This is a genomic window from Acinetobacter sp. ANC_7504, assembly GCF_056779995.1.
In genome coordinates this window covers 134,056-155,198 of sequence record NZ_JBWYIZ010000002.1, presented here as the reverse complement: position 1 = coordinate 155,198, position 21,143 = coordinate 134,056, and the positions used below count along the sequence as shown (strand labels likewise).

At 41.7% G+C, this 21,143-nt stretch carries 17 protein-coding genes and 1 riboswitch; of the genes, 2 read left to right on the top strand and 15 right to left on the bottom strand.

The window, feature by feature from the left end; genetic code table 11:
• Window positions 1–66 precede the first annotated feature (66 nt).
• Window positions 67–828 (top strand): putative porin, encoded by a 762-nt coding sequence (locus AC1M9F_RS04650; protein WP_481595747.1) that lies wholly within the window; start codon window positions 67–69, stop codon window positions 826–828.
• A gap of 37 nt (window positions 829–865) precedes the next feature.
• Here AC1M9F_RS04650 and recJ read toward each other — a convergent pair whose 3' ends face one another.
• From recJ to AC1M9F_RS04605, 9 genes are all read right to left on the bottom strand, one after another.
• Complete coding sequence (gene recJ / locus AC1M9F_RS04645; RefSeq protein WP_481595746.1) at window positions 866–2,569, bottom strand: single-stranded-DNA-specific exonuclease RecJ; 1,704 nt, start codon at window positions 2,567–2,569, stop codon at window positions 866–868.
• Window positions 2,570–3,226 carry a pyridoxamine 5'-phosphate oxidase gene (gene pdxH, locus AC1M9F_RS04640; protein WP_481586870.1) on the bottom strand — a complete coding sequence of 219 codons (657 nt, stop codon included), beginning with the start codon at window positions 3,224–3,226 and terminating at the stop codon, window positions 2,570–2,572.
• Window positions 3,227–3,240: 14 nt separating this feature from the next.
• A complete protein-coding gene (glmM, locus tag AC1M9F_RS04635; protein WP_035265813.1) occupies window positions 3,241–4,575 on the bottom strand; it encodes a phosphoglucosamine mutase in 1,335 nt (444 codons plus the stop codon).
• A gap of 124 nt (window positions 4,576–4,699) precedes the next feature.
• Complete coding sequence (gene guaB, locus AC1M9F_RS04630; protein WP_035265814.1) at window positions 4,700–6,166, bottom strand: IMP dehydrogenase; 1,467 nt, start codon at window positions 6,164–6,166, stop codon at window positions 4,700–4,702.
• Between the two features lie 177 nt (window positions 6,167–6,343).
• On the bottom strand, window positions 6,344–6,709 hold the full coding sequence (locus AC1M9F_RS04625; protein WP_179999146.1) for a YkgJ family cysteine cluster protein: 366 nt from the start codon (window positions 6,707–6,709) through the stop codon (window positions 6,344–6,346).
• Between the two features lie 215 nt (window positions 6,710–6,924).
• Window positions 6,925–7,500: a TMEM165/GDT1 family protein gene (locus AC1M9F_RS04620; RefSeq protein ID WP_481595743.1), complete on the bottom strand. Its 576-nt coding sequence runs from the start codon at window positions 7,498–7,500 to the stop codon at window positions 6,925–6,927.
• Window positions 7,501–7,575: 75 nt separating this feature from the next.
• Window positions 7,576–7,718: riboswitch (yybP-ykoY riboswitch) on the bottom strand.
• 88 nt (window positions 7,719–7,806) lie between these two features.
• On the bottom strand, window positions 7,807–9,783 hold the full coding sequence (locus AC1M9F_RS04615) for a 2-oxo acid dehydrogenase subunit E2 (protein ID WP_481597181.1): 1,977 nt from the start codon (window positions 9,781–9,783) through the stop codon (window positions 7,807–7,809).
• Between the two features lie 2 nt (window positions 9,784–9,785).
• On the bottom strand, window positions 9,786–12,488 hold the full coding sequence (aceE, locus tag AC1M9F_RS04610) for a pyruvate dehydrogenase (acetyl-transferring), homodimeric type (protein WP_092766512.1): 2,703 nt from the start codon (window positions 12,486–12,488) through the stop codon (window positions 9,786–9,788).
• A 303-nt stretch (window positions 12,489–12,791) separates the two neighbouring features.
• Window positions 12,792–13,499 carry a M23 family metallopeptidase gene (locus AC1M9F_RS04605; RefSeq protein WP_481595741.1) on the bottom strand — a complete coding sequence of 236 codons (708 nt, stop codon included), beginning with the start codon at window positions 13,497–13,499 and terminating at the stop codon, window positions 12,792–12,794.
• A 107-nt stretch (window positions 13,500–13,606) separates the two neighbouring features.
• Here AC1M9F_RS04605 and AC1M9F_RS04600 point away from each other — a divergent pair, with 107 nt between their 5' ends.
• Entirely contained in the window at window positions 13,607–14,050 is a 444-nt protein-coding gene (locus AC1M9F_RS04600) for a DciA family protein (protein ID WP_035265826.1), read from the top strand.
• 97 nt (window positions 14,051–14,147) lie between these two features.
• Here the strand turns inward: AC1M9F_RS04600 and lpxC are convergent, their stop codons facing one another.
• The 6 genes from lpxC to murC all read right to left on the bottom strand — a co-directional run bounded on the left by lpxC (window position 14,148) and on the right by murC (window position 21,131).
• Window positions 14,148–15,050 carry a UDP-3-O-acyl-N-acetylglucosamine deacetylase gene (lpxC, locus tag AC1M9F_RS04595; RefSeq protein WP_481591845.1) on the bottom strand — a complete coding sequence of 301 codons (903 nt, stop codon included), beginning with the start codon at window positions 15,048–15,050 and terminating at the stop codon, window positions 14,148–14,150.
• A 123-nt stretch (window positions 15,051–15,173) separates the two neighbouring features.
• Window positions 15,174–16,352 carry a cell division protein FtsZ gene (gene ftsZ / locus AC1M9F_RS04590; RefSeq protein ID WP_035265829.1) on the bottom strand — a complete coding sequence of 393 codons (1,179 nt, stop codon included), beginning with the start codon at window positions 16,350–16,352 and terminating at the stop codon, window positions 15,174–15,176.
• Between the two features lie 163 nt (window positions 16,353–16,515).
• Window positions 16,516–17,778 (bottom strand): cell division protein FtsA, encoded by a 1,263-nt coding sequence (gene ftsA, locus AC1M9F_RS04585; RefSeq protein ID WP_035265831.1) that lies wholly within the window; start codon window positions 17,776–17,778, stop codon window positions 16,516–16,518.
• 61 nt (window positions 17,779–17,839) lie between these two features.
• A complete protein-coding gene (locus tag AC1M9F_RS04580) occupies window positions 17,840–18,694 on the bottom strand; it encodes a cell division protein FtsQ/DivIB (protein WP_035265833.1) in 855 nt (284 codons plus the stop codon).
• 3 nt (window positions 18,695–18,697) lie between these two features.
• Complete coding sequence (locus AC1M9F_RS04575) at window positions 18,698–19,627, bottom strand: D-alanine--D-alanine ligase (protein WP_035265835.1); 930 nt, start codon at window positions 19,625–19,627, stop codon at window positions 18,698–18,700.
• Between the two features lie 55 nt (window positions 19,628–19,682).
• Window positions 19,683–21,131, bottom strand: coding sequence for a UDP-N-acetylmuramate--L-alanine ligase (murC, locus tag AC1M9F_RS04570; protein ID WP_481597180.1), 1,449 nt, complete (start codon window positions 21,129–21,131; stop codon window positions 19,683–19,685).
• Window positions 21,132–21,143 lie beyond the last annotated feature (12 nt).

Genomic DNA, 21,143 nt, shown 5'->3' with positions numbered 1-21,143 from the left:
TTGTTCTTACAATAGAAATCAGCTGTCACAAAACAGTCATATTTCTATAACAAAGAGAGTCAATATATGTTTAAAAAAATTACACTTGCGACTGCACTTATTGCAAGCTTAGGAACTGCACATGCGTATCAAGCTGAAGTTGGGGCTACAGCCAAATTGATCGATCCTGATAATGGTAGCAATTCTGCAGGTTTTGCGCTTGATGGCACATATTATTTTAATCCTGTTCAAATCAAGAACTCTCCATTGAACGAAGCTGCATTTTTAAATCGTTCGAGCAACGTGAATGCAAAAGTATCTTATGACGACTTTGATGTGGTCGAATACTGGAATTATGGTGTTGGAATTGAATACTTTGTTCCAAATACTGATTTCTATCTAAATGCCAATCTTTCTCAGGAAACTCAAAAAATACCTAACACCCCTGATAATGATGTCACAAACTATAAAATTGAAGCTGGTTATTTCTTAGCACCATCTTTATTGGTCGCAGCTGGTTTACGTGGTTGGGATGATGACAACGATGATGGTATTGACCCTACTATTCGAGCAAAATATGTCACTCAAATTGGCACAAATGATGTGAATTTAGAGGCTGGAGCTGCATTTGGTGATCTAGACGAGTTCTCGTTAAGAGGCGATTATTATATTGATAAAACACTCAGCGTGGGTGTTGACTATTTCAATCAAGATTTCAATGGCGGATCTTTTGATGAGTTTGGTGTAAATGCTAAAAAATTCTTCAATCAGCAAGTAAGTGTCGAAGGTCGAATTGGTTTCGCAGATGACGGTAATACCTTTGCTGTACGTGGTGCATACCGCTTCTAATCTTTGAGTGCTAAAAACCGCTCTAATGAGCGGTTTTTTATTGATGCATATGTACAATGCGCATTTGTAAACTGGTATTGCCATTAAAGGTATTTTTATCCAGCTCATAGACCAAGCGAATTTCATTGAGCATCGGATCAAACTGATATTTATCTGCTGCGTTAAAGGCGATTGCCTCTACCACTTGACCATTTTCTAAAGCTACACGCAGTTTCAAGTGCACATCCTTAAGCCAGCGATAATCCAAAATTTTAAATACTCCCTCGAATACAGGCGCAGGAAACATTTGCCCCCAAGGACTTAAATTTTGTAATACGTCCACCGTTTCAATTTGGAAAGCTGAAGCTGGCAACTCCCCATCCGTCCATAAGGTTGCAGTAAACAGACTTTCATCTTGACTGGCAATCAACTGCTCAAATACCTGCTTAAATTCAGCAAAATGTTCTTTTTTAATGGTTAGACCTGCAGCTGCAGCATGCCCACCAAAGTGACTGACAATATGTGGATATTGCTCAGCCACACGCTCAATCGCATCCCGAATATGAATTCCCTCAATTGAACGCGCTGAACCTTTGATATGAATGCCATCTTCATCACGGGCAAAAACGATACTCGGACGATGGAACTGCTCTTTTAAGCGTCCTGCCACAATTCCAATCACACCTTGATGCCAATGTGGCTCAAACATAATTAACGCTGCAGGTATTGCATCCTTATCTAGCTGAATTTGATCTAATGCAGTCAATGCTTCTTGTTTAATTTTACCTTCTACCTGACGACGTTCCACATTGAGTTGATTCAGCTGTTCCGCTAAAGGATATGCTGTAGCCAAGTCGGATGCCAAGAGACATTCGATGCCAATATCCATGGTTTCCATACGCCCTGCCGCATTAATTCGCGGTCCAATCACAAAACCTAAGTCTTGCGCTTTCAGTCCTGCAGGATCACGTTTGGCAATATCTAATAAGGCTGAAATCCCAGGGCGACATAATCCTTGTTGAATCCGCTTTAGACCACTGTCGATTAAGATTCGGTTGTTATAGTCCAAACTGGCAACATCGGCATAGGTCCCAAGCGCAACCAAATCCAAATAGCTGATCATTTGTGCAAAAGACTTGCCCATTTTTTTACGATGACTGGATAGGTTCGCCAACACATAAAAGGCAACTCCTACTCCTGCCAAAGCTTTACTTGGAAACTCACAACCGAGTTGATTCGGATTCACCACTGCCTCAGCCATAGGCGTTGGCTTGGTTGTGAGATGGTGATCGGTAATAATTACTTGCATCCCATGATCTTGAGCTTGCTTAACTCCATCATGACTTGAAATGCCATTGTCGACCGTAATCAACAAATCAGGCGTAAAGTTGGCAAACGCAAGATCTGCAATAGCAGGTGTCAAACCATAGCCATACTTAAAGCGATCAGGGACTAAATAATCAACATCTGCCCCCATGTCACGTAGTGCAAGCATCATCAGTGCTGTACTGGTCGCACCGTCAGCATCATAGTCACCGACAATCACAATTTTTTTGTGTTGATCAATGGCTTGGTCGATCAACTGAATTGCAGCATCTAACCCCTTCATAGTTGGCGCTAATAAGTATTTTAATTTCAGTTCTAGTTCTTGTTCAGATTCAACGCCTCGACGTGCCAAAATTTCGGCAATAAATGAAGGCACGCCCTGAAAATTTTCAGGGCGTGTTAAAAATGGACGTTGCTTGATTTCAAATTTTGGCATTTATGGCATCAATCGTTGTAATTTCCACGCACCGTCGATTTTTTCATAACACAAACGGTCGTGCAAACGGTTTGGGCGACCTTGCCAGAACTCATAATAATCTGGCTCTATACGGTAACCACCCCAGAAGTCAGGCTTATCTAAAGTTTGTTGATCTGCCACACGCTCATGCAAATCATTAAAGCGTTGCTGTAGCTCGTCACGGCTCGCAATCACACCACTTTGTGGGGTACTAATATGCGCTGCAATTTGACTATCACGCGGACGCTTATGGTAATAATCAGCGGATTCTTGTTCCGAAATTTTTACCACTCGACCTGAAATGCGAATTTGGCGTTCTTGTTCTGCCCAATAAAACAGAATTTGCGCATAAGGATTGGCTACTAAGTCGAGTCCTTTTTGGCTGTCATAATTGGTATAGAACGCATAACCATTTTCATCCGCACCTCGAAGTAATACGGTACGTACGTGCGGTCGACCATCGGCATTTGCCGTAGCCAATGACATGGCATACGGTTCGTGAAGCTGAGCTTCTAACGCATGGTTAAACCACAATAGAAACTGTTCATGTGGATCAGCATTCACTTGATCCTCATGTAATTCGCCTTTTTGATAATTTAGGCGCAGTTCACTGAGATCTTTAATCAAATCACTCATGAGTCAATCCCCGATTAAGCTGCTGCATTAGCACGTACAGCATCTGCCAAAGCATGTGCCAGTGCAGTCACTTCTTGAAGATTATCACCTTCAACCATCACACGAATTACAGGTTCAGTCCCTGACTTACGAATCAGTAATCGACCACGACCTTTAAGTTGCGCTTCGGCTTTGGCAAATTCTGCAGCCAATGCAGGTACTGAGTATGGATCAAACATTGCATCTAAACGGACATTTACAAGCACGTTTGGCAGTAATTTAAAGTCAGCAACCAACTCATGCAATGCTTTCTTCTGTTCAACCATGACAGTTAAGACTTGTAGGGCTGCAATAATCGCATCACCTGTGGTGCTCTTGTCTAGAGTTAAAATGTGACCTGAAGGTTCACCACCAATAACCCAACCGTTTTCCTCTAAACCTTGCAGTACATAACGGTCACCAACTTTGGCACGTAGCAGTGGAACTTCTGCTTTTTCAAGTGCTAATTCAAGTGCCATATTGCTCATGAGCGTACCGACAATACCGGCTGGTTTATTGGCACTTTGTGTCGCCAAGATATATAGAATATGATCGCCATCAATCAGCTTTCCATTCTGATCCACTAGAATGACACGATCTGCATCGCCATCAAATGCAATACCCAAATCTGCTTGATGCTCAACAACAGCAGCTTGCAAACTCTCAGGATGAGTTGAGCCACAGCCTTGGTTAATATTCAAACCATTCGGTTCATTATGAATCGCAATCACTTTGGCACCGAGCTCACGGAATACCGCAGGACCCACGTTATATGCTGCTCCATTGGCACAGTCGACGACAATCTTTAAATTGTTTAAATCATAATGGTATGGGAACGTTGATTTACAAAATTCAATATAACGACCTGGAGCATCATCAACACGCACACTTTTTCCTAGACTCGCAATATCATCAATGACAATATCTTTCTCGAGTTCAGCATTAATCTCATCTTGAAACTCGTCTGGTAATTTTTTTCCTTCTGAAGAAAAAAACTTAATGCCATTATCATGATAAGGGTTATGTGAAGCTGAGATGACAATCCCTAAACTGGCATGCAAAGCACGAGTTAAATGAGCAATGGCAGGCGTAGGTAATGGACCCAATAAATGCACATAAACACCAGCTGCGTTTAAACCCGATTGTAAAGCAGCTTCTAAAATATAACCTGATAAACGAGGATCTTTGCCCATCACCACAATCGGTTTATTTCTTTTTGTTCTACGCTTAAGTACTTTACCCGCAGCAAACCCTAATTTGAGTGCAAACTCAGGTGTGATTGGAAATACACCGAATTTCCCACGAATACCATCAGTACCAAAATAACTCATTCATTCTCTCACTTCTTAGCGGGTGATTAACATCATCCTTTTTCAATGCGCACCACTTTACACCAAAATAAAAAAACCGTCATTTACATGACGGTTTTTTTAAAAATTGTTTTATAACAGGCAATTAACCAACACGGTAATTCGGTGCTTCTTTAGTAATGGTCACATCGTGAACGTGTGATTCAGACATACCCGCAGACGTGATTTTCACGAATTTCGCATTTTGACGAAGATCTTCAATCACTGCAGAGCCTGTATAACCCATAGATGAACGTAAACCACCCATCATTTGATGCACGATGTTGCCCATTGGCCCTTTGTAAGGTACGCGGCCTTCAATACCTTCTGGAACCAACTTCTCAGCACCTGCTTTAGAGTCTTGGAAATAACGATCCGCAGAACCTGTTGCACCCGCCATTGCACCCAATGAACCCATTCCTCGGTAAGCTTTGTAATAACGACCTTGGAAGAATTCAACTTCGCCTGGTGCTTCTTCAGTACCAGCAAGTAAAGAACCCACCATAATCGTACTTGCACCTGCACCGATCGCTTTTGCCATATCACCTGAGAAGCGGATACCACCGTCTGCGATCAATGGAATTTGATCTTTCAGTGCGTTAGCAACAGAATCGATCGCCGAAATTTGTGGCATACCAATACCTGCAACAATACGAGTCGTACAGATTGAACCAGGACCGATACCTACTTTCACAGCATCTGCGCCTGCATCAAGTAAAGCCAATGCAGCATCGCCAGTCGCAATGTTACCGCCAATGACTTGAACTTGTGGGTAGTTGGCTTTAACCCAACGTACGCGCTCGATAACACCAGCAGAGTGACCATGTGCAGTATCGACTACAATCACGTCAACACCCGCATCAACCAATGCTTCAACACGGCTTGGAGTTTCTACACCTGTACCAACTGCAGCACCCACACGTAAACGACCTAAGTCATCTTTACAGCTATTTGGATAAAGCTCAGCCTTATTAAAATCTGTTACAGTGATTAAACCTTTTAGTTCGTTGTTTTCGCCAACAACAATCACTTTCTCAATGCGATTTTTTTGGAGAAGTGCCTGAATGTTTTCTTTCGATTCACCTTCGCGAACGGTGACCAAACGATCTTGACCAGTCATGATGTTGCTTACTGGCTGTTCAAGATTAGTTTCAAAGCGTGTATCACGACCTGTCACAATACCAACTACTTTGCCATCTTTCACCACTGGCACACCGCTGATATTGTTCGCTTGCGTAATTGCGATTAACTCACGCACAGTCGTTTCAGGGGTTACTGTAATTGGATCTTTCACCATGCCTGCTTCGAATTTTTTCACACGGCGTACTTCAGCAGCTTGCGCTGCAATATCCATATTTTTATGAAGGATACCAATACCGCCATTTTGTGCCATTGCAATTGCCATACGGGATTCAGTCACCGTATCCATTGCTGCAGACACAAGAGGGATATTCAAATTAATGCCGCGAGTTAAACGTGTCTTTAGAGAGACATCTTTTGGGAGAACAGTAGAGTAGGCAGGGAGTAATAGGACATCATCAAAAGTTAACGCGTCTTGAACGATGGTCAACATAACAGTCTCACTGGTAATTTCCGTGCGCCATTATATACAAATTTTAAGGTAAATTTCATTTCTTATTATCGACAATTTTATGAAATTTACCCACCACCCCTATTTTTATGCAATTTACTATCCGAAAAAATCATAATAAGAGCATATAAAACAGAAGCATATTTTAAATCATTCAAATTAACTGACCTGATCGTAATCGTCATCATTCGACGATGGAACAATTTCAATATCAATTAATGGGATCAGATGATGGGCTTGTCGAGCTTTGGCACATTGCGCATCTCCGGCTTGGACCTCTCTACACGATGAACTGCGAACCGTATAGATCGAGCAAGAGACTTGCTTCCCTATTTCTCCTTCTAGAGCAACGCATCGCGGGTTAGTTTGATTCGTCCCCACCATACAAGCATATACAGGGTTAATATCCTCAACCATCTCGGTAGGGATGTTCATCGCTTCCGCACCATAAAATGAAACACGGAAATAGGCACAACAAGCACCACAACTTAAACACGCATCCTGTGCAGAAATCTGAGAGAGCATTTTTAAATCTCTTAAAAATAATTTTTTAGTGACGAAATCCTAAAAAAACTTAATTTCAAAAACAAGATTTATTTTTATTATATTTATTTACTAATCAATAACTTCCATTAAAAAAATGCACCATTATGAATCACTTTCATGGTGCATTATTTCAATACTATTTATAAATAAACTAAATCTTTTGAAGATTCAGATCTTTATGCGTATACAACCATTTATAAACAATAATGTTGCACTAAAGTGCCCACACCAATGACAAGGAAAATTATTGCGCCAATTTTGTGAATCAAGGAAATAGGTAATCGATTCGCCAATTTATCACCAATAAATACTGCCGGCGCATTAGCGATCATCATACCTAATGTCGTTCCAGCCATCACCCACCAGATACTGTCAAAACGTGCAGCAAGTGCCACTGTCGCAATCTGCGTTTTGTCGCCAATTTCAGCCAAGAAAAATAAAATAAATGTCGCTCCAAAAACGCCAAATTTTTGCCATTGTTGAATACTTGCTGACTCATCCTCTAGTTCATCAGGGACCAGCATCCAAGCAGCCATAGCAATAAATCCTATTGCTAGAATCCACATGAGGATCTCGGGACTTAAAATTGTTGTAACCCATTGTCCTAGAGCAGCGGAAACTCCATGATTGACAATTGTCGCTAACAAAATAGCAATTAAGATTGGAACGGGTTTACGAAAGCGTGCAGCAAGAAGTAAAGCTAACAATTGGGTTTTATCACCCATTTCAGCTAGTGCGACGATACCTGTAGACAGAAGGAATTCATACATGATGTCTTTCTCTGGCTAGCATAACAAATACCAATGACCCACCATCCCTGCTAGCCAAAAATCCGCAGAATGGTAAATCAAAGGTCTTGCCAACAAAAGAAAGCTCAAATAGAGCTCATTTGGTTCTTTGCTATGATGACCATGCTCGTTTTAGAGCAAATATGTTGACCATCACCTGTTCTATTGCAGAACAGCGGCTACTCCCCAATGAAGTTTATCCATTATAATCCTGGCTTTTTGTTTTTACAAATAAAAACCCCACCGAAGTGAGGTTTTGATTCTGCAGACAAAATACGTTAAAAATATTTAGATGAGCAATGTACGAATATCTTTAAGCAGCTTCGTCAGTTTATTGGTAAAGCGAGCAGCATCAGCACCATTAATGACACGATGGTCATAAGACAATGACAATGGAAGCATTAAACGTGGATCAAAACCTTGTCCATTCCACACAGGTTGCATCGTTGCAGGTGAAATACCCAAGATTGCCACTTGCGGCCAGTTGACAAGCGGAGTGAATGCCGTACCACCAATTGCGCCTAGGCTTGAAATCGTGAAGTTGGCACCTTGCAGATCTTTCGGTGACAATTTCTTATCACGCGCTTTTTGACCCAACTCACCGAGTTCAACTGCGATTTGCTTAATTGATTTTTGATCTGGATTACGTAGCACAGGCACTGTTAAACCATCTGGTGTAGCAACAGCAATGCCCATATGGATTTCTTTACGCAGTAATACGGTTTTGCCATCATCAGACAAATGACCTGCAAACTCACGTTCTTCTTTTAGCAAATGCGCTACAGCCTTGATGATGAATGCCATAATGGTCAGGCTAATGCCTTCTTTCTTAAAGTTGCCTTTAAGCTCATTACGCCATGCTTCAAGCTCCGTAATATCTGCCGCATCGAATTGGGTCACTTGCGGGATATAATTGTTCAATGACAACTGTGGAATAGACACTTGCTGTAAACGTGTTAACGCTTTTTCTTCTACACCACCAAAGGCATCAAAACTTGGTAATTTAGGCAATCCTGCTGGTGCAGCAACTGTCGGTGCAGCAGTTACAGGTGCTGGTGCAGTTAAACGTGTTTTCACATACGCAAAGATGTCTTCTTTCATTAAGCGTGCATGTGGACCAGAAGCTTTGACTTCTGCCAACACAACACCAAGCTCACGCGCCAACTTACGTACCGCAGGACCAGCATATACTTTAGCATTTGCTGCATTTTGCTCTTTGGTCAGCTTATCTGCTGAAGGAGCAGCTGTTTGTACAGGAGCACCAGCTTGCGCAGGGACTGCTTTTGGTGCTTCCGCTTTTGTACTCACTGGTGCTGCTACAGGGGCTTCTGTAACTGGGGCTACTTGACCTTCAGCCTCAATCGTAACTAAAGCCACGCCTTCAGACACGTTTTGACCCAATTCAATATGAATTGCGGTAATCACACCTGTGGTGGTACTTGGCACTTCAACGGTCGCTTTATCTGATTCAACCACAATGATACTTTGGTCTTTTTCAACCTTATCACCAACAGCCACTAAAATTTCAGCTACAGCAGCTTTGTCTACACCTAAGTCAGGGACAGCAATCTCAACTTTACCTGCTGGCGCTGAAGCAACTGTCACTTTTGTTGATTCTGCAGGTGGTGCCGCTGCAGCTAGAGCAGTCATCGGTGTAGTTTCTGCAGCAGCTTGCGCCACGTTTGATACTGAAGCTGCTGTTTTCACTTTCAGAATCACAACACCTTCTTTGACTGTATCACCGACTGAAATTTCAATCGATTCAACTGTACCCGCAACAGCACTTGGAACTTCGACTGTCGCTTTGTCAGACTCAACAACAATGATACTTTGATCGGCATCAATTTCGTCGCCAACCGCAACCAAGATCTCACCCACAGTGGCTTTTTCAACACCAATGTCTGGTACTTGAACATCAACAGTTTCAGATGCCGTTGCTGCTTTTGGTGCTTCCGCTTGAGATTGGGCTACAGGTTCTGCGTGAGCTTGTGCTTTCGATTCTTCAACTTGTGCTGTAGGTGCTTCAGATGACGTTTGCCGCTCCGCTTCAAGCTCTACCAAAACCGCACCTTCAGCAACTTCGTCACCAAGGCTCACCAAAATACTTTTCACCACACCTGCTGAAGTGCTTGGCACTTCAACAGATGCTTTGTCAGACTCCAACAAAACAATGCTGTCATCGACACTAATCGTATCACCCACTTTGACCAAAATTTCAGCCACTGTAGCTTTATCTACACCAATATCAGGAGTCGTAATTTGCATGCTTAGTTCTCCTCTTTGTAGTCAGCTACAGCGTGAAGTTCAGGCGTTGTTTGAGGTGCCCAAGCGACTGGACGGTCAGTATCTAATTCAAAGCTAGAAATCGCATCTTTAACTAGACGCGCATCTACTTCACCCTCGTCAGCAAGTTTCTTCAGTGTCGCAACAACAATATGTGCAGCATCTACACCAAAGTAGCTACGAAGTTTTGCACGTGTATCTGAGCGACCATAACCGTCTGTACCTAATGCTACAAATGGACGGTTATCTGGAAGGTAAGCGCGAATTTGCTCACTGTAAGCACGCATATGATCTGTTGCAGAAACGACGATACCTTTCGTACCACGCAACTGCTTCGACACCCATGCTTCTTTTACATCTTCAGTAAGTGGATGTAAACGATTATATTCTTCGCACGCCATACCATCACGCGCAAGCTCATTAAAGCTTGTTACGCTGTAGACATTCGAATGAATTTGATATTCATCACGTAAGATTTGAGCCGCTTTAATCACTTCACGCAGAATTACACCTGAACCTAAAAGCTGAACTGTGGCTTTTTCATCTTCCTCAAGTAAATACATACCACGTTTAATGCCTTCTTCAGCACCTTGTGGCATCGCTGGATGCTCATAGTTCTCATTCATTACAGTTAAGTAATAGAACACACGCTCCTGATCCACATACATGCGTTTTAGACCGTCATGTACAATCACCGCAAGTTCATATCCGAAACATGGATCATAAGAAATACAATTTGGAATCGTATTCGCAAGAATATGTGAGTGACCATCTTGATGCTGTAGACCTTCACCATTCAGCGTAGTACGACCAGCAGTTGCACCCAATAAGAAACCTTGCGCCTGTGCATCACCTGCCGCCCATGCAATATCACCAATACGTTGGAAGCCAAACATTGAGTAATACATGTACATCGGGATCATAGGAAGGTTATTGGTTGAATAACTTGTTCCTAAAGCAGCCCAAGCACTCATCGCACCTGCTTCATTGATCCCCTCTTGAAGCATATGACCATCTTTCGCTTCACGGTAATGCATCAACTGCTCTTGATCTTCAGGGGTATATTTTTGACCGTGCGCGGCATAAATGCCCAATTGACGGAACATCCCTTCTAAACCGAAAGTACGCGCCTCATCTGGAACAATTGGTACCACACGGTCTTTAATTGCTTTTTCTTTCAGTAGTGCAGAGATTAAACGTACCATCACCATGGTCGTTGATTGTTGCTTACCATTAGAACCAGCTAACACTGCATCAAATACAGACAACTCAGGAATCGCTAAAGATTCGCTCTCTTTACGACGTGCTGGTAAGTAACCACCTAATGCCTCACGGCGAGCCTTCATATACTTAATTTCAGGCGAGTTTTCACTTGGGCGATAAAATGGAACTTCTTCAAGTTGCTCATCGGTAAATGGCAAGTTGAAACGGTTACGTACATATTTAAGCGATTCAAGTTGCATTTTCTTGATTTGATGCGTTTTATTGACCGCTTCAATTTCTTCAGATAAGCCGTAACCTTTAACAGTTTTCGCGAGAATAACCGTTGGCTGACCTGTAGATTTCATGGCTTCTGCATAAGCAGCATATACTTTGTAAGGATCGTGACCGCCACGATTTAAATTATCGATATCTTCATCACTTAAGTGTTTAACTAACTCTTCAGCTTCAGGATATTTACCAAAGAAGTGCGCACGTGTATAAGCACCACCTTTCACTTGATAACGCTGATAATCACCATCTACAGCTTCTTCCATAATGGCTTTAAGCGCACCAGATTCATCTTTAGCAAGTAGTGGATCCCAATGACGACCCCATACTACTTTAATCACGCGCCAACCTGCACCACGGAATAAAGACTCAAGTTCTTGGATGATCTTACCATTACCACGAACTGGACCATCTAAACGTTGCAAGTTACAGTTTACAACCCAAACCAAGTTGTCTAACTTTTCACGACCTGCCAACGAGATTGCACCAGTACTTTCTGGCTCATCCATCTCACCATCGCCAAGATAAGCCCAAACCTTACGATCTTCTTCTTTAATCAAACCGCGGTTCATCAAGTACTTTTGAATATGTGCTTGATAAATGGACATGATTGGACCCAGACCCATCGATACCGTTGGGAACTGCCAATAGTCTGGCATTAAGTATGGATGAGGGTACGAAGGTAAACCAATACCATCAACTTCACGACGGAAATTGTTCAGATGCTCTTCAGTTAAACGACCTTCCAAGAATGAGCGCGCATAAATCCCTGGTGCACAGTGACCTTGATAATAAATCATGTCACCGCCGAAGTTATCACTGTTCGCACGGAAGAAATGGTTAAAGCCAACATCATATAAAGTTGCAGAAGATGCAAAGCTGGCTAAGTGACCACCAAGATCGTCGCCTGTTTTATTGGCGCGAAGCACCATTGCTAAAGCATTCCAACGAATCAAAGCACGAATTCGGCGCTCCATATCTGGATCACCAGGCATTGCAGGTTGCTCTTCTACTGAAATCGTATTTAAGTAAGGAGTATTTAGACGCTGAATGGGAACATGTTTCGCAATCGCACGTTGATACAGTTTTTCAAGAAGAAAGGCTGCTCTTTCCGTCCCCATATGCTGTAAAACAGAGTCAAAAGCGTCCTGCCACTCTTGGGTTTCTTGTGCGTCGGTATCACCGTAATACGCCATATTACACCTATATTCATGCCTATTTGTATGCCCTATATTTAACATATTTTCGCGATACGCAGTTATGGCTATAAATGAATACGACATTAGACTAATATTTCGATAATAAATAGTACTTGACCATTTATTACACAAATTAACACTAAAACGCCAATATTGCTGTTTTTTTATACAAAGCTTTATTCTAATCTTAAATTTAATCAGGTGACCTGACAGCAAAAACGGAAAATCGCCAAGACTTTGCTTGGCGATTTATTCAAACGACTTAACAATGGATGTGTATTAATGAGGTTTGATAATTAATTAAGGCAACATCGCTAGGTAAGTTGAAGGGTTTTTACGCTGACCATCTTTGACCACTTCATAATGTAAGTGAGGACCAGTACAACGTCCAGTACAACCCACATTGGCAATATGCTCACCAGCAGTGACTTTATCACCTACTTTAGCAATCAAGCGTGAAGCATGTGCATATCGTGTGATATACCCATTACCGTGGTTGATTTCAACATATTGACCATAACCTGTACCCCAACCTGATTTGGTCACTATACCTGGACCGGTTGCATAAATTGGAGTGCCTGTTGGTGCAGCAAGATCTAAGCCTGAATGGTTTTCAGCACGGCCGCCCATTGTTCGGCCGCCATAATTTGAACTGACACGACCAGTTGGAAGCGGGTGTGTCACTAACCATGAATATGCATTATTTGAAGAGTAACGATTTGAACTTGTCGTTGTAGTTTTTTGAGCAGGGTATTTACTATTAAGCAGCGCATTATTTAATTCGATTGGATCCGTCTTCGCTCGAACTGTCACATCGACTTGTGCTGTCGCTGGAATGTCCATGTCATCAGGATGACTATAAGAACCTTGTGATAGTGTTCTTGTTAACTCTTCCAATCGATCAGGATTGGAGGCTTGTGTGGCATCTAATTGAACTAAATCTGCAAATGCAACCGAAGCTGCTGAAGCTGCTAAAGAAAACGCTAATAAAATACGTCGCGTATACATATAAACCTCATTAAACTGTTCTTACTCAAGTCTCTTGTGTGATCTCTTCCTTGATATCGAAAGAAACAAGCGTTTAAGATTAAGACAAAACAATGTAGGAACAATGTATGTCAGAACCAAAAAATATGTTTCAACAAACAAGACAACACATAAAAACAGGAAACTTATCGTTTCTCACAAAGCAAGTTGCTGACTGGCAGAGACTTACAAAATTAATTCAACCGCTATTGCCCAAAAATGAACAATGGCAAGTTGTCTGTTATCAATACGGTATTTTGACCATCACCGGTGAAAATCAAGCCATGATTAGTCAACTCGGTTACCTTCAAAAACAGTATATTTCTCAGTTATCACAAATCCCTGAACTCAAAGATTTACAAAAAATCCAAGTTCGTCTTCGAGCAAAAAAAGAAATTCCCCAAACACAAACTGAAAATTCCAAAACTTCTTTATGTCCGACAACGCAAGAAATGTTACTCAACGCTGCTAGTTTTGTGAACGATCCTAAGCTTAGCCAAGCTATGATACGTTTGGCAAGCAATAAAAAGTAACTGGACCATTTGATTTAAACGTCATTCACTAGTTTAAAAGCGAATTAAGTCACACTTAACAATGTTACACTATAACATTTAACCTGAAGACAATGACTTAGATCACACTTACATATTGAATTGGACAAGACTTTTCGTCATCAAATGTTACAATTTCATAATTAGATGGATCACTCTGAACATTGCGAAGCAGTTGATTATTGAGTGCATGTCCAGATTTGTAACCATCAAACTTCGCAATAATTTGATGTCCGAGTAAATAAAGATCACCCACCGCATCTAATATTTTATGACGTACAAATTCATCAGCAAATCGTAAGCCTTCTTCGTTCACAACACCTGAATCATCAACACCAATTGCATTATCTAAACTAGCACCCAAAGCTAAATTATTCGCCTTAAGATAATCCAAATCTTTCATAAAGCCGAAAGTACGTGCCTCACTGACTTCATAAACAAATGTTTCCGTTGAGAAATCAATACTGGCAGACTGATATTCTTTGGCAAAGGCTGGGTGATCGAAATCAATCGTAAAATTAAGTTGAAAACCATCATGCGGATTAAAAATAGCGCGCTTATCGTCAATTAATGCTTCTACAGGCTTTAATATTTTTATAAATTTTTTAGGCGCTTCTTGCTCCATCAACTCACCTTGCATGAGTAAATAGATAAATGGACCGGCGCTTCCATCCATAATTGGAACTTCTGAAGCTGATACTTCAATAATCAGATTATCAATACCAAGACCTGCAATCGCACTCATAATATGTTCGATAGTCCCAACTTTGGCATTTTCTTGTACCAAATTTGAACACATAAATGCTTCTTGAATCAGCATCGCATTAGCAGGAATATCTACAGGCGGATTTAAATCAATACGGCGAAAAACAATACCCCCATCAGCTACATGTGGTACAAAGTTAATCATTACTTTTTGCCCACTGTGTAATCCGATACCACTCGCTTTCACGACTCGTTTCAGGGTGCGTTGTTTCAACATGTTTCTTCAATATTCATCTAAAATCTAGTATACGTTAGCACATTTAGCCATTGATAAAAATCAAAAAGGTGGCATAAGCGCCACCTTTTCTGTTTGATCATCGTAAACACATTATGTTACATGTTATTTACGCTGTTGATTTTTAAGATAATCTTGAATGCTCATTGGTGCAGATCGAGGCGCTGCAGAAGGCTCTGGGGCTACACTCTCTTGATTCTGACGTTTACTGATTGCTGGAACATCATCTTCATCCAAAGCAGCAGCTTGCCCACCAACTGATGGGTTTACACTCACTGGCGCACGGCGCTTCACTTCCGTTTCATTCGCATTACGAGTTAAACCTGTCGCAATCACAGTAACACGGATTTCATCACGCGCATCTGGATCAAATACTGTACCAAAGAAGACTTCACCTTCATCCAGATCAACAATTTGATTGACAACATCTGTGATAATTTCAGTTTCACGCAAGGTAACATCATTACCGCCAGTGATATTAATTAAAACACCCTTCGCGTTCATAATATTTACGTTGTCAAGCAACGGACTGCGAATCGCAAGACGCGCTGCATCTTCAGCACGATCTGGACCGCTACTCTTACCTTCACCCATCATCGCATAACCGCGTGTGCTCATCGCTGTTTTTAAATCGGCGAAGTCAAGGTTGATATGACCAGGACGCACAACTAAATCAAAGATACTTCGTACCGCATTAAGCAAGACATCATCCGCTTTGCGATAAGCATCTTGCATCGAGATATCACCATAAACGCTAAGTAGGCGTTGGTTTGGAATGATAATCAATGAGTCAACATGCTTTTCAAGTTCTTCGATCCCTTTTTCAGCAGAACGTTGACGACGACGACCCTCGAAGTTAAATGGAGTGGTGACAACACCAACCGTCAAAATACCCATTTCTTGTGCTATTTCAGCCACGACTGGTGCTGCACCAGTACCAGTACCACCACCCATGCCGGCAGTAACAAATACCATATCTGCACCTTCCAGATGCTGACGGATTAATTCACGACTTTCTTCTGCTGCAATTTGACCGACATCAGGATTTGCTCCTGCACCTAGTCCACGCGTACTTTGTTGGCCCAATTGGATTTTGAATGGCGCATTCATACGATCCAAAGCTTGTTTATCTGTATTTGCACAAACAAATTTCACGCCTTTGATATCAGATTGCACCATGTGTTGTACGGCATTACCACCACCGCCACCAACACCAAACACAGTAAAACGGGCTTGACCGTTATTATCGGTTTGTTCATCTTCTAAAAATTCAAATGAAGCCATGACCTTAACTTTTCCTAATAAATTTGGCAGTCACTTAAGCCCGTATACTGCCTTGATCTTCAATAATAAAAAATTGTTTTTAGGATGCGTTGCAATCACATTCTTGTCAAGCACATGAAGTTGCTCTTACAAGTTGCAAACAATACTCCCTTAAAAACTAAACTTAAAAAATACCTTTCAATTTGTTATTAAACGCATTCCAACCATTCGCTATGCGCTCTAATAATGGACGCTTATTCACTTCTTCAGGTTGCTCAACCGATTCTTGTAAATCGCTTTGACTAAATAACAGCAGTCCCGTTGCGGTAGAATACATTGAACGTCTTAATGCAGGTAAATGTTGATCATCCGCATATACTTGTAGCGGAGGGTTGCCTAAATGAGCAGAAACACCCAACATACGACGTGATAATGTGATCATACCCTCAATCTGACATGCATCACCACTTAAAACTACACCGTGGTATAAACTTTGTAGCGCACCACGTTGTTGTAACTCATCACGCACCATAGAAAGAATTTCTTCGTAACGTGCAATAATAATCTCTGATAGCTCAATCCGACTGATCGCCTGAGGACCATCGATCGCTTCAAACTCGATCATATGTTCAGGTTTGACTTGCTGTAAATCAACACAACCGTAAAGCAATTTGAGTCGTTCAGCTTCTTCGGTCGTCGTTTGCAATACTGCAGCGATATCACGCGTTACATTTTCACCACCACGTTGAATGGTGTGTGCTAGCACTAAATGACCTTCAATATAAACTGCAATATTGGTTGTACCAGCCCCAATATCCAATAAGCATACCCCATACTCTTTTTCATCTTTCAGCAATGCACCTTCAGCCGTTGCTAAACATGAAATCACCATCTTTTCGACAAAAATATTGGCGCCTTTCATTGCACGATCTAAATTTTGCATGGTGCTGATTGGTAGCATCATGAGTTGATAATGCGCCGTCATGCTATTTGCTGAAAGGTTAATTGGATTATGCACCCACTCAGGTGAATCATCCAACTCAAAACCCAATGGGACTGCACTTGCAAGATAATGATCAGAAGTTAAATGACTAGCTTTTGCCATTTCTAAAGCTTTAACCACTTCTGAAGTCGTAATGGTGCGTTCTGGATTAGAAATCGGTGTCCGGCCTGTCGCATAAGCACTTTGCAGTTCTGTACTCGGGATCGATACCCATGCCGAATGCACACGACACTCCGCCATATCTTCTGCTTCTTGTACCGCATTCTTAATCGCAGAGATCACCTTCTCAAGGCTAACAATTTTTCCTTTGTTCATGCCTTTATTTCGCGCAGTCGCCATACCGATGACCTGGATATTATCCGGCGCATGCACTTTACCAATTAGAACTGAAACTTTATGTGTCCCAATGTCTATCGCAACAACTGAGGGAACAGCCTCATTCATGATTCACTACCATTTTCTTCATTGTTTATATCTGGCTTATGCCTATTTTTAAAGCCACGTATTATGGCTTTGCAACTCTTGAATCTGCAATGTTAATGTCATTAATGGTTACAACAAACTGACCATTTATAATCTTTGGTGGTGTCGCATTTTTCCATTGAATCGCCAAGCCATTACGGTAACGTAAGTCAATCGCTGAAACTCTTGGCCAAACCACTTTCAGATCTGCTTGAGATAAGTGACTCAATCGTTGCAGTTTGCTCATGGTCTGATCCTGATCCACAATAATACGTAAACCCGAATCGAACTGCATAAACCATGTCCGACGATCTGTTAAATATAGCTCTTTCAAACGCAGATTCACTGGACTAAACAGTTGATTAATTTCATGATAACGTCTCATCATGACTTTTGACTGATCTGACGGACCATGCATAAGTGGTAAATTTGCGTGATTTCTAGAATATGCCTCTGTATACACCACACCCTGATCACTTAACAGACGTCCTGTTCCCCAACGCGCAATCGGATGTTTCGGAATAACACGAACCTTAATACCGTCTGGCCAAGCTCTAGAAATGACCACTCGATCTACCCAAGAAATCTCTAATGCCTTATCACGAATTTGCTCAAGATCAGCAGTAAAATAATTGCCTGTAATGGTAGGCATTAACTGCTGTTTCACTTGACTAATTTCAGGCTCGGCTTGCAGACCAACCACATCCAAAGATGCTACCTTTGCACTGGTCATGACGCTATATAAGCCATAAATGCCGACCAAAAGTACACAACATGCAAAAATAAGCATGACCCAACCACCCGCATTAATCATTTTCTCTTTGCGAGTCGGTGGTTTGTCATGAATCGATGTAATCGCCGCACGTTTGCGACGCATCGATGGAGGTAGTTGAGCCATAACTTAGTGTGATTCTTTCGCTAAGGTTTGCTCTAAAATAGCCAAACACAAATCTTCAAAACTATAACCTACTGCTTGAGCTGCTTTTGGTACCAATGAATGACTGGTCATGCCTGGAACAGTATTCACTTCTAGCAGCCAAAATTGACCTTGCTCGTCCTGCATAGCATCAATTCTACCCCAACCACTTGCCCCAACAGCTTGAAACGCTCGTAAGCAAAGCGCTTGTAAACTTTTTTCTTCAGCTTCACTCAAACCACAAGGGATACCATATTCAACATCATTACGTTGGTATTTAGCTTCATAATCATAAAAGGCTACATCAGCTGGAGGTTGTAAACGGATGACTGGTAATGGTTGTCCGTTTAAAAATGAAATCGTAAATTCACGACCTGTAATCCACTTCTCAGCCATGACCACGGCATCATGTTGAGTCGCTTTTTTAATTGCTTCAGCTAAATCCTCTGCTTTCTCAACCTTACTCATGCCCACACTCGAGCCTTCGTGCACGGGTTTGATAATCAGTGGTAATCCAAGCTCTGCAACGAGTGCTTGTGCATCAGTATCTTTAGAAACAATACGGTATGGCGCTGTAGGAAGTTCAGAACCTTGCCAAATTTGCTTGGTCTTTACTTTATCCATTCCGATAGCCGACCCCTGCACACCAGTTCCAGTATATGGAATATTTAACCACTCTAATGCGCCTTGGATTTGACCATCTTCTCCACCACGACCATGTAACACAATAAATGCACGATCGTAATTTACCAGTTCAGTCACACTGCGTTCTTGAGGGTCAAAACCCTCTGCATTCACACCTGAACGTACCAATGCTTCAAGTACAGCCTTACCACTATCTAATGACACCTCACGCTCTGCAGATTTACCACCAAGCAATACAGCAACTTTGCCGAATTTAGAAGCATTTGACACGTTTAGTTCCTTAAACTTATAAAATTTTCAATTTAGCCAAATCATCAAACGACGATTATTTTAAATAGAGCTGGTTCTGAGCAAGCTCAATTGAAATTGCTCCAACGTTACCCGCACCTTGAGTCAATAACAAGTCATTTGCTTGTAACACTTTTTGTATCACATTTGGCAAATTCCCTTCTACTGGATCAATCAAGATTGGTTCAACATCACCACGCAATCGGATACTTCTTGCCAATGAGCGACTATCTGCACCAACAATCGGCTTTTCACCTGCAGAATATACTTCTAATAGCAGTAATTGATCGACTTGTGACAAGACATCAACGAAATCATCAAAACAATCACGTGTACGGCTAAAACGGTGAGGTTGGAACATCATCACAAGTCTACGATCAGGATGACTTGCACGCGCAGCTTTAATCGTTGCTTCAACTTCTTTTGGATGGTGACCATAATCATCAACCAGTTTGACCGTTCCATCACCTAACTCAAATTCACCTTGAATTTGGAAACGACGCCCTACACCACTAAAACTTTCTAAAGCACGAGCGATTGCAGCATCAGATACACCTTCATCAGTTGCCACACCAATCGCAGCTAACGCATTAAGGATGTTATGCAAACCAGGCATATTAATGGTTAACTCGAGTGGCTCTTTGTTTTTACGAAGCACAGTAAAATGTGATTGCATCCCTTCTTGTACCACATCTACAGCACGAATATCGTTATCTTCGTTAAAACCATAAGTTAAAACAGGTCGACCAATACGTGGCATGATTTCACGAATATTTTGATCATCGCCACACACTACGGCTAAACCGTAGAATGGAAGCTTCTGCAAGAATTGAACAAAAGTATCTTTCAAAACATCGAAGCTACCACCATAAGTGTCCATATGATCAGCATCAATGTTGGTGACAATAGCGGCCATTGGTTCTAAATATAGGAATGAAGCATCAGATTCATCTGCTTCAGCTACAATATAACGACTCGCACCTAAAGCAGCATTTACTCCAGAGCGATTAAGCAAACCACCAATCACGTATGTCGGATCCATGTTTTCTTCAGCAAGCATACAGGTCACCAAACTTGTCGTAGTGGTTTTACCATGTGTACCTGCAACCGCAATACCATGACGGTAACGCATCAACTCGCCCAACATTTCCGCACGACGAACTACAGGGATACGTGTTTCAATCGCTGCTTTAATTTCTGGATTTTCTTGGTCAATCGCAGTCGATACAACCAATACATTCGCACCGTTAATATTATCAGCAGCGTGTCCGATATGAACTTTAATGCCATTTTCTTCAAGCTGTGCAGTGGTTTTAGAGACTTTAATATCCGACCCTGAAACTTTATAGCCTTGGTTTTTTAAGACTTCCGCAATCCCGCACATTCCTGCACCACCAATACCCACAAAATGGATATGCTTGATACGGCGCATTTCAGGAATTTTAATCAGGTTTTTTGCTTTATCAGCTGGGTTCGTTGAAGACATAATTTTCTCTAA